Annotated in this window: 12 protein-coding genes; 6 read left to right on the top strand and 6 right to left on the bottom strand. The window is 72.5% G+C overall.

From position 1 onward, the window contains the following. Positions 1-216 precede the first annotated feature (216 nt). The 4 genes from ABZS66_RS14785 to hisN form a co-directional block, all read right to left on the bottom strand. Positions 217-600, bottom strand: a complete 384-nt coding sequence (locus ABZS66_RS14785) for a nuclear transport factor 2 family protein (protein ID WP_354757661.1) — start codon at positions 598-600, stop codon at positions 217-219. Continuing rightward, entirely contained in the window at positions 597-776 is a 180-nt protein-coding gene (locus tag ABZS66_RS14780) for a hypothetical protein (protein ID WP_354757659.1), read from the bottom strand. The genes ABZS66_RS14785 and ABZS66_RS14780 overlap by 4 nt, the downstream gene beginning before the upstream one ends. Positions 777-932: 156 nt before the next feature. After that, the gene (locus tag ABZS66_RS14775; RefSeq protein WP_354757710.1) at positions 933-1,811 is read right to left on the bottom strand and encodes a hypothetical protein; all 879 of its coding nucleotides are present in this window, start codon (positions 1,809-1,811) and stop codon (positions 933-935) included. 82 nt (positions 1,812-1,893) lie between these two features. Next, entirely contained in the window at positions 1,894-2,712 is an 819-nt protein-coding gene (hisN, locus tag ABZS66_RS14770) for a histidinol-phosphatase (RefSeq protein WP_354757657.1), read from the bottom strand. A gap of 52 nt (positions 2,713-2,764) precedes the next feature. Between hisN and ABZS66_RS14765 the strand changes: the two genes are divergently transcribed. Then, the gene (locus tag ABZS66_RS14765) at positions 2,765-3,307 is read left to right on the top strand and encodes a DUF2087 domain-containing protein (RefSeq protein ID WP_354757655.1); all 543 of its coding nucleotides are present in this window, start codon (positions 2,765-2,767) and stop codon (positions 3,305-3,307) included. Here ABZS66_RS14765 and rsgA read toward each other — a convergent pair. Both rsgA and aroA read right to left on the bottom strand, forming a co-directional pair. Next, on the bottom strand, positions 3,284-4,354 hold the full coding sequence (rsgA, locus tag ABZS66_RS14760) for a ribosome small subunit-dependent GTPase A (protein ID WP_354757653.1): 1,071 nt from the start codon (positions 4,352-4,354) through the stop codon (positions 3,284-3,286). The genes ABZS66_RS14765 and rsgA overlap by 24 nt on opposite strands. After that, a complete protein-coding gene (aroA, locus tag ABZS66_RS14755) occupies positions 4,303-5,598 on the bottom strand; it encodes a 3-phosphoshikimate 1-carboxyvinyltransferase (RefSeq protein WP_354757651.1) in 1,296 nt (431 codons plus the stop codon). The genes rsgA and aroA overlap by 52 nt, the downstream gene beginning before the upstream one ends. 99 nt (positions 5,599-5,697) lie before the next feature. On the opposite strand from aroA, the gene ABZS66_RS14750 reads away from it, so the two are divergent. The 5 genes from ABZS66_RS14750 (at position 5,698) to rsrA (ending at position 9,003) form a co-directional block, all read left to right on the top strand. Continuing rightward, on the top strand, positions 5,698-6,414 hold the full coding sequence (locus ABZS66_RS14750) for an SOS response-associated peptidase (RefSeq protein WP_354757649.1): 717 nt from the start codon (positions 5,698-5,700) through the stop codon (positions 6,412-6,414). Between the two features lie 168 nt (positions 6,415-6,582). Next, on the top strand, positions 6,583-7,008 hold the full coding sequence (locus ABZS66_RS14745; protein WP_354757647.1) for a WhiB family transcriptional regulator: 426 nt from the start codon (positions 6,583-6,585) through the stop codon (positions 7,006-7,008). Between the two features lie 119 nt (positions 7,009-7,127). Next, complete coding sequence (locus tag ABZS66_RS14740) at positions 7,128-7,760, top strand: alpha/beta family hydrolase (protein ID WP_354757708.1); 633 nt, start codon at positions 7,128-7,130, stop codon at positions 7,758-7,760. A 192-nt stretch (positions 7,761-7,952) separates the two neighbouring features. After that, entirely contained in the window at positions 7,953-8,714 is a 762-nt protein-coding gene (locus ABZS66_RS14735; RefSeq protein ID WP_354757706.1) for a sigma-70 family RNA polymerase sigma factor, read from the top strand. A gap of 4 nt (positions 8,715-8,718) precedes the next feature. Further along, positions 8,719-9,003, top strand: coding sequence for a mycothiol system anti-sigma-R factor (gene rsrA / locus ABZS66_RS14730; protein WP_354757645.1), 285 nt, complete (start codon positions 8,719-8,721; stop codon positions 9,001-9,003). Positions 9,004-9,005 lie beyond the last annotated feature (2 nt).

Raw genomic sequence — 9,005 nt, 5'->3', positions numbered from 1 at the left:
TCACTTCTGATGTATCAAGCGTGATGGAGAGGTGCTCGGGTCGGCGCGCGTGTGGATCGAGGGCGGGTGGGGTGGCGGGCGGCGGTCGGGTCGGGCGATCGGGTTGCGGCCGTCCCCGAACGGTGATCATGCTGGGTTGGTTCATGATCGTGGGAAGCGTCTGGTCGTCATGGCAGCCAGATGTTTCCCACGATCATGAGGCGGCGCCGGAGTGGGCTACGTTGGCTCGGCGCACTGGACGGCGCGCCAGAGCCAGGCGCCCGAGGAGCGGCGGGACAGCAGGCCCGTTACCCAGTACGGGAAGCGTTCGACAGTGCCGTCCGGAGCGTGCGCACTGCCGTCCGCCTCGGCGATCACGAACGCCGCGCCCGGCAGGGCGTGGATCGTTGCCGCCGTCGCCTGCCACGAGTATGCCTCCGGGCGGTCGAACAGCTTCGTCAGCAAAGTGCGGACGCCGTCGCGGCCCGTGGCCGACTCGCCCGCCTCCGCACCCACGTAGGTGATGTCGTCGTCAGGGACGAAACACGCCAGCACGGCCTCCACGTCCTGGGCCAGGAACGCGGCGCCCAGGCGGTCGACCATCTCCACCGGGTCGCTCATGCCGGTGCCGTCGCGCCGCGTGGGGCGCGCATCCCGAGCAGGGAAAGGTTGACCGCGGCGCCCAAGGCGCCAAGAGCTGTGGCCACCGGGGCGGCCTGCGCGTACGACGGCGGTACCAATGCGATTGAAATGAACCAGTCGACTGAGCTCACCCGGCCCATCAGCTCCTCCGGCACCGGACGCTCCGCCGGCGTCGCGAGCGTCCACGTGAGGCAGGGCCGCGGCGATGCCGCCGCTCGCCAGCATCAACCCTAGATCACCGGCGGTGCCGTGGAATCACTACCAAGGGGAGGAGAACCTCGGTGGGCCGCTGACCGTCCGCCCCACTGAAGCTACCGTCGGTGACTGAGCGGCACGATCTCGAGGTGCTTCGGCGTGTAGGGGCGGTGCGCCAGCTCGGGCTTGATCTGGTGATGGTGCTGCGGCTCGGCGTAGAAGCTGAGCCCGATCACGCTGCCCAGCGTCACCACGAAGCCCAGAGCCACCAGCCACTCGCGGCCGGGCCAGACGCTGTCGCCGAGCACCAGCAGGCCGATGAGGGCGGCCGGGACGGCGCCGGCCGCGTCCATGGCCGCGACCGCGGCGGTCGTCGAGCCGCGCTGCATCGCCAGGCCCAGCAGGAGCTGGCCGACCAGGGAGTGGGCGATCAGGAGGTACGACAGGGGATCGGTGACGAACTCGGCGAGCGAATGCGCGGAGGCGAGCGGGCGGGACGCCACCGCCGCCGCCCCGAACGCGACGCCGGAGAGCGAGCCGAGGACGACGGATCCCGGCGCGCCGTGCAGGCGGCCCGCGAAGAAGCCCACGAAGCCGATCGCGACCAGCACGAGCGCCAGCCCGACCACGCCCTCGGTGCCGAGCTGCCGGGACGGCGACGGCTTGGCGGCCAGCACGAGCGCGGCGATGCCGACGGTGAGCATCAGGAGCAGCAGGATCTCGGTGCGCGGCAGCTTCCACTTCAGGATGAGCACGCCCAGGACCGTGGTCACGCCCAGCCCGGCGGCCATCGCCGACTGCACGAGGAACAGCGGGAGGTCACGCCGGGCGAAGAAGGCGAGCGCGAAACCGGCGAACTGACAGCCGACGCCCACGAGGTACGACTTGTGGCGGCCGAGGCGCAGCAACAGCAACGGGTGGAACCCCTGATGCAGGTCCGTCCGCGCGGCGGCGACGGATTGGAGCAGGTTGGCCACGCCATATGCGGCGATCATCGCGCCGAGGAACAGCCAACTCCAAGATGCCACCCGTGGAGGATAGACCCCGCCGGGTGCCCGGGCATGCGGACGCTTCGGCTTACCCGGACAAGCCGGACAATCGGCTGCTTCCCAGCCGGGTGAGCACGTCTTCGTGCAGGTGGCCGTTGGTGGCGATCGCGCTGCCGCCACCCGGCCCGGGGTTCCCCTGCAGGTCGGTGAAGGTGCCGCCGGCCTCGGCGACGATGGGCACCAGCGCCGCCAGGTCCCACAGCGACAGCTCCGGCTCGACCATGATGTCCACCGCGCCCTCGGCGAGCAGCATGTAGCCGTAGAAGTCGCCGTACGCCCGCTGGCGCCACGTGCGCCGCATGAGGTCGAGCATGCCGTTGAGCCGCCCGGCCTCCTCCCAGCCGTGCAGCGACGAGTAGCAGAACGACGCGTCGGCCAGCCGCTTGACGCCGCTTGTGCGGATCGGGGTGGCCGCCGCGGTGTGCCGGCCCGCGTACGCCCCGTGGCCGAGCGCGCCCCACCAGCGCCGCCCCAGGGCCGGTGCCGACACCAGGCCGACGACCGGCTGGTCGCCCTCCATGAGCGCGATGAGCGTGGCCCAGATCGGCACGCCCCGGACGAAGTTCTTCGTGCCGTCGATCGGGTCGATGACCCACTGCCGGCTGCCCGGCCCCGCGGCGGCCTCGGTTGCGCCGTACTCCTCGCCGAGTACGCCGTCGCGCGGGCGGGCGCGGCCGAGCGTGGCCCGCAGCGCCTTCTCGACCGCGGTGTCGGCGTCGGTGACCGGGCTCAGGTCGGGCTTGCTGGAGACGCGCAGATCCTGTGCCCGGAAGCGGGGGACGGAGATCGCGTCCGCGGTGTCGGCGAGGAGATGAGCGAGGGCCAGATCGTCCGCGTAGCGCGCCATGCGCGGAAACTTAGCCGACGATCGCCACCTCTTGGCAGTACTGTCGCCGTTTGTGATCCCGCCCCCCGCCGCTCTGTGCGGTCTCCTGGCCGAACCGGACCGCCTGCGCGTCTTCGCCGCCGTCGTGCTCGGAGCGTCCACACCCACCGCGGTCGTCGCCGCGTCCGGGCTGCCGGCGCGGTCGGTGGAGGGCGCGATCCGCCGCCTGCAGCAGGGTGGCCTGCTGGCCGTCGCGGACGGCGAGCTCGTGCCGCTCGTCGAGGCTTTCAAGGATTCGGTACGGTCCACAGCTCAGGCTGAGGCCCCGGCCGAGCCGCTGGATCCGGACCGGCAGCGCGACCAGGTGCTCCGCACGTTCATCGTCGACGGGCGCCTGACCCAGATCCCGGCGGCGCAGGGCAAGCGGCTGGTGGTGCTGGAGCACATCTCGTCGGCGTTCGAGCCCGGCGTGCACTATCCGGAGCGGGAGGTCAACGCGATCCTGCGGGCCTGGCACGACGACCACGCCGCCCTGCGCCGCTACCTCGTCGACACCGGCTTCCTGACCCGGGCCGACAGCGTCTACTGGCGCTCAGGCGGCCCCGTCGACGTCTAGGACGCCCTCCTTCGAGGCCAGCAGCCGCCGGAACGACTCCAGCCGGCGCGGGTCGGCGCCGCCCTCGGCGACCAGCTTGTCCAGCCCGCAGTCGCCGCCGGCCCCGGTGTGGTCGCAGTTCGGGGGGCAGCGGGTCGAGGCCTCGACCAGGTCGGGGAAGCCGTGCAGCAGGCTGTCGGCCGACACGTGGGCCAGCCCGAACGACCGGATGCCGGGCGTGTCGATGATCCACCCCCGGTCGTCCGGCAGTCGCAGGGCCAGCGCGCTGGTCGAGGTGTGCCGGCCCTTGCCGACGGCGCTGACCCGCCCGACCGCCCGGTCGGTGCCCGGCACCAGCCGGTTCACCAGCGTCGACTTGCCCACGCCGGAGTGCCCGATCATCACCGACACCTTGCCGCTCAGCTCGGCGACGAGCGCGTCGAGCGGCTGGTCCGGCCGGCACAGCACATAGGGCAGGTCGAGCTCGGCGTAGTAGTCGAGGATCGCCTCCGGGCCGGCCAGGTCGCCCTTGGTGAGGCACAGCAGTGGGTCGATCTCCGCGTCGTACGCGGCGACGAGGCAGCGATCGATGAACCCCGTCCGCGGCGGCGGGTCCTGCAGCGAGTTGACGATGACCAACTGGTCGGCGTTGGCGACCACGACCCGCTCGAAGCGGCCCTCGGTGCCGCCCTCCTCGTCGTCGGCGGTGCGCATGAGCACCGATGTCCGCTCGTCGATGCGGACGATGCGCGCGAGGGTGTCGGGCCGGCCGGACACGTCTCCGACGATCTGCACCCGGTCGCCGACCACCACGCCGTGCCGGCCCAGCTCGCGCGCCCGCATGGCGGTGACGACGGCACCCGTGCTCTCGATGTGGCAGGTGTACCGCCCGCGGTCGACCGCCACCACGAACCCCTCGACGGCGTCGCTGTGCTTGGGCCGCTGGCGCGTGCGCGGACGCGAGGAGCGGCCAGGGCGTACCCGGACGTCGTCCTCGTCGTACTCGCGTTTGCGCGTCAGTCCGCCCCTCCACTGCCACCGTTGCCGCCGTGCACCATGGTCGACCATAGCCGGGGAAAGTCCGGCAGCGTCTTCGCGGTGCATGCCACGTCGTCGAGCCGCACGTCGCTGACGGCGAGCCCGATGACCGCGCCGGCGTGGGCGAGGCGGTGGTCGTCGTTCGTCCGGAAGGTGGCCCCCCGCAGGGGCCGCGGACGGATCCGCAGGCCGTCGGCCTCGGTGGTGACGTCGGCGCCCAGTTCGCCCAGCGCCTCGGCCAGGGCGGCGGTCCGCTCCGGGCTGCCCCGCAGGCCGTACAGGTGCGAGGGGGAGTCGGCCACGGTCGCCAGCGCCGCCAGCACCGGCGTGGCCTCCGTCACCCGGGAGACGTCGGCGACGAGCCCGTGCACGGCGCCCGAGCCGCGCATGATCAGCCCGCCAGTGGTGAGGGCGGACGCACCGCCCATCTGTTCGAACAGGTGCAGCAGGTGCCCGCCCGGCTGCCGCGTCGCCGCGGGCCAGCCCTCGATGGTCACCGCCCCGCCGGTGACCAGGGCCGCGGCCAGGAACGGCGCCGCACCCGACAGGTCCGGCTCGATGTCCCAGGCCCGCCCGTTGAGCCGCCCCGGCTCGACGGCCCAGACGTCCCGGCGGCTGTCGTCGACGCCGGCGCCCGCGGCCCGCAGCATGTGCACGGTCAGGTCCAGGTGTGGCTTGCGGACCGGCGGCCCGACGTGCCGCACCACCACCCCGCGGTCGAACTCGGCCGCCACGAGCAGCAGCCCGGAGACCAGCTGGCTCGACGCCGAGGCGTCGATCGTCACGTGCCCGCCGGCGACCCGCCCGATCCCGTGCACGCTCAGCGGCAGCCGGTCGTGCTCGGCGTCGATGTGCACGCCGAGTGTCCGCAGGGCGTTCACGAGGGGCGCGAGCGCCTTCCTGCGGGCCCGCGGCTCGCCGTCGAAGCGCACGGTGCCGTCGGCCAGCGCCGCGATCGGGGGCAGAAATCGCATCACTGTGCCGGCGAGGCCGACGTTCACCCGTGCCGGCCCGTTGAGTGGACGCGGCCGGACGACCCAGAGGTTGTCATCGACCGTGGAGACGTGGCTGCCCATGGCCCGCAGTCCGGTCGCCATGAGCTCGGTGTCGCGCGCCCGCAGCGGCGAGCGCAGGGTGCTGGCCCCGAGGGAAATGGCGGCGAGCACGAGCGCCCGCGCCGTCATGGACTTCGATCCGGGCAGCCTGACGACGGCCCGGATCGGCCCGGCCGCGGTGGGCGCGGTCCAGGGAATATAGGCGCTCGCGTATGGCACGCGTACAGTGTGCGGCTCGATCCTTACAGGGAGCGACTCGGCCGTTCGCCCTGTGTCACACCCCCCATTTTTGTCGGTGGTCCTCGGTACGGTGGCGGCATGTGTGGGAGGTATGCGACCAGCCGCAGCAGCGTCGACCTGAGCGCGCTGTTCGAGGCGGCCGACGAGACCGACGGGCTGGAGCCCGACTACAACGTGGCCCCGACCGACCCGGTGCCGGTGGTGCGGATCTCGTCGTCCGCCGGCGGGCGGGTGCTGGGCTCGGCCCGCTGGGGCCTGGTGCCGTCCTGGGCCAAGGACCCGAAGGTGGGCGCGCGCATGATCAACGCCCGCGCCGAGACGGTCACCACGTCCAGCGCGTTCGCCCAGTCCTTCGCCCGCCGGCGCTGCCTGGTGCCGGCCGACGGCTGGTTCGAGTGGGTGCGCGACGGCAAGACCAAGCAGGCGTATTTCATGACGCTCGGCGACGCCGAGCCGTGCGTGTTCGCCGGGATCTGGACCGTGTGGGGCCAGGGCGACGGCCGCCTGCTCACCTGCAGCATCGTGACGGCGCCGGCCGTCGACGACCTCGCGCTCGTCCACGACCGGATGCCCCTGCTGCTCCCGCCGGACCGCTGGGACGCCTGGCTGTCCGCCCCGGCGGGTGAGGAGCTGCTCGCCCCGACGCCGTCCTCGCACGTGGCGAGACTGGAGTTACGGCCCGTAGGCGCGCGGGTCGGCGACGTGCGCAACGACGGCCCCGACCTGCTCGACCGCGTGCCCGCCTCGCCGCTGCGCCCGGGTGAGGTGCAGCCGATCGATCTGACCCTTTTTTAGGAAAGTTGTCCGTATACGATCCGGCAGGTTTTGCCGATCGGCGTGAAAACTCTTGTATTTACGGTCGTTTGTGCGATACAACACAGCGCCGGTGGGTCTATGTCGGATGGGGGCATCCCGACGTACACCCGCCCCGCTGTTGTTTGACCCACGGGGGAGGTGGGTGTAATGACCCGGGCGCGGATGCCACGCCCGCATGAAGTTGCGGCTGCTCGACGAGACCCGCGACTGTTGCGAGCCGTTAAGGAACAGCAGGGCGACGGGGCCTGGCGCACAAGGGGCGCCTGCCAGACCGTCGACCCGGAGACCTTCTTCCCGGCCCCGAGCGAGCCCGCGGACGCGGCGGTCGCTCTGTGCCGGACCTGCGACGTCCAGGGCGCCTGCCTGGCCTGGGCGCTGGAAGTCGGGGACTGCCACGGTGTGTGGGGAGCCACAACTCCTCGCGAGCGCCGTGCGATGCTCGTGGCATGGCGCAGCGAGGTTCCGGGGCAGGTCCTGCCCGGCACGGTGGCGAGCCTGCCGTTCCTGCCGATCCCGCGGCCCCGCCGCGGGATGGCCGAGCAGCCCGACCCGGTGGGCGCCGCGAGCGGCTGACGCCCGCGGCGACCGCACGCAACACCCCGCTTCCGGCTCCGGCCGGGGCGTCACCCGCGGGGCCTGTGCGGGCGTCGAAGTCGGGCGCCGGCGGTGTGTCGGCCGCGCGGCCCGTCAGGGTGTCCAAGGCGGCCTTTGCGCGCGCCCGGGGGCTCAGCGTCAGCCGGGAAGCGGTCGAGACGCCGTTCGGGACGGCCCGGTACGACCTGGACGTCCCGCGCGGGTTCGACGGCACGCTGCTGGTGCTCGGGCACGGGGCGGGCGGGGACGTCGACGCGAAGGACCTCGTCGCCGTGCGCGACGGGGTGCTGGGCGCCGGGGGAGCGGTGGCGCTGGTCACCCAGCCGTACCGGGTGGCCGGTCGGCGCGCGCCCGCGCCCGCCGGGCAGCTCGACGCGGCCTGGCTCGCCGTGCTCGCGGCGCTGCGGGAGCGGGTGCCGGTGCGCACGCTCGTCGTCGGCGGGCGGTCGAGCGGGGCCCGGGTCGCCTGCCGCACCGCGCGGGAGGGCGGCGCCGACCGGATCCTCGCCCTGGCCTTTCCGCTGCACCCGCCGGGGAAGCCGGAGAAGTCGCGCGCCGAGGAGCTGGGCACCGGCCTGCCCACGCTGGTGATCAACGGCGACCGGGACCCGTTCGGCGTGCCCGACGGGAGCCCGACCGTGATCGTCGAGGTGCTGGCCGGCGAGACCCACGGGCTGTCCAAGCGGACCGCCGCGGTGGCGGCCCTGGCCACGCCGTTCGTGCTCACCTGACGGTTCACCCCCACCCGTCACCCTCGCTCGAATGGGGTGGGCTGGCCCCCACATCGTCGCCCCGGTAACCGGAATTACGGCCGGGTCCCCGTTGTTGCAAGGGGGGTGCGGCGCCCGCCGAAGGCGCCGAACGGTGGAGGGAAGACGAACAGCGTGGCGACACTTGAGCGTTCGGACCGGCGAACCCGGGAGCTGCTCTTCAGCCCGGCCTGGCCGGCGGTCACCGATGCCGAGCCGGATCCGGACTGGCAGCCCATCACCCGGGAGCGGTTGACGGGCGCCACAAACACAGAACTCGCACAGCAACTCGGCGTATCCTCGGCGGGACGGTCGAGGGTGGGAGTCGCGCGAGTGGTCAGCAGCGAGAGCACGGAGCAGCAGCGCGTCCGGTTCGAGCGCGACGCGTTGCCGTTCATCGACCAGTTGTACGCGGCCGCGCTGCGGATGACACGCAACCCGTCGGACGCCGAGGATCTCGTCCAGGAGACGTTCCTCAAGGCGTTCGCGGCGTTCCACCAGTTCGAGACGGGCACCAACCTCAAGGCCTGGCTGTATCGCATCCTGACGAACACCTACATCAACTCCTACCGGCGGCGGCAGCGGCAGCCCGTGCAGGCGCCCACCGAGGAGATCACCGACTGGCAGCTCGCCGAGGCCGAGAGCCACACGTCCAGTGGCCTGCGGTCGGCCGAGACCGAGGCGCTCGACCGGCTGCCCGACTCCGACGTGAAGGATGCGCTGCAGTCGCTGCCCGAGGAGTTCCGGCTGGCCGTCTACCTGGCCGACGTCGAGGGCTTCTCGTACAAGGAGATCGCCGACATCATGAACACGCCCATCGGCACCGTGATGTCGCGGCTGCACCGCGGGCGGCGCAACCTGCGCCGGTCGCTCGAGGCTTATGCTGCCGACCGGGGATTCACCCGCACCCCGTCCGCTGAGCCGAGCGAGGTCTGAACCGATGAGCTGTGGAGACCCGCACGAAACCGACTGCAGTGACGTGCTCGCCGAGGTGTACCTGTATCTCGACCTGGAGTGCGCCGACGACCGCCGGGCGGTGATTCGCGAGCACCTCGACGAGTGCTCGCCCTGCCTGCGCGAGTTCGGTATCGAGCAGGAGGTCAAGGCGCTGGTGGCCCGCTGCTGCGGCTCGGAGCTGGCCCCGGTCGAGCTCAAGCAGCGCCTGCGCATGAAGCTGAGCGAACTCGTCGTCAACGCCGAGGCCCGCGAGCTTCGTCCGGACTAACA

It is taken from the genome of Dactylosporangium sp. NPDC005572, assembly GCF_040605515.1.
In the GTDB taxonomy this organism is placed as follows: Bacteria; Actinomycetota; Actinomycetes; order Mycobacteriales; family Micromonosporaceae; genus Dactylosporangium.
This window is presented reverse-complemented; position numbering and strand designations above follow the sequence as displayed.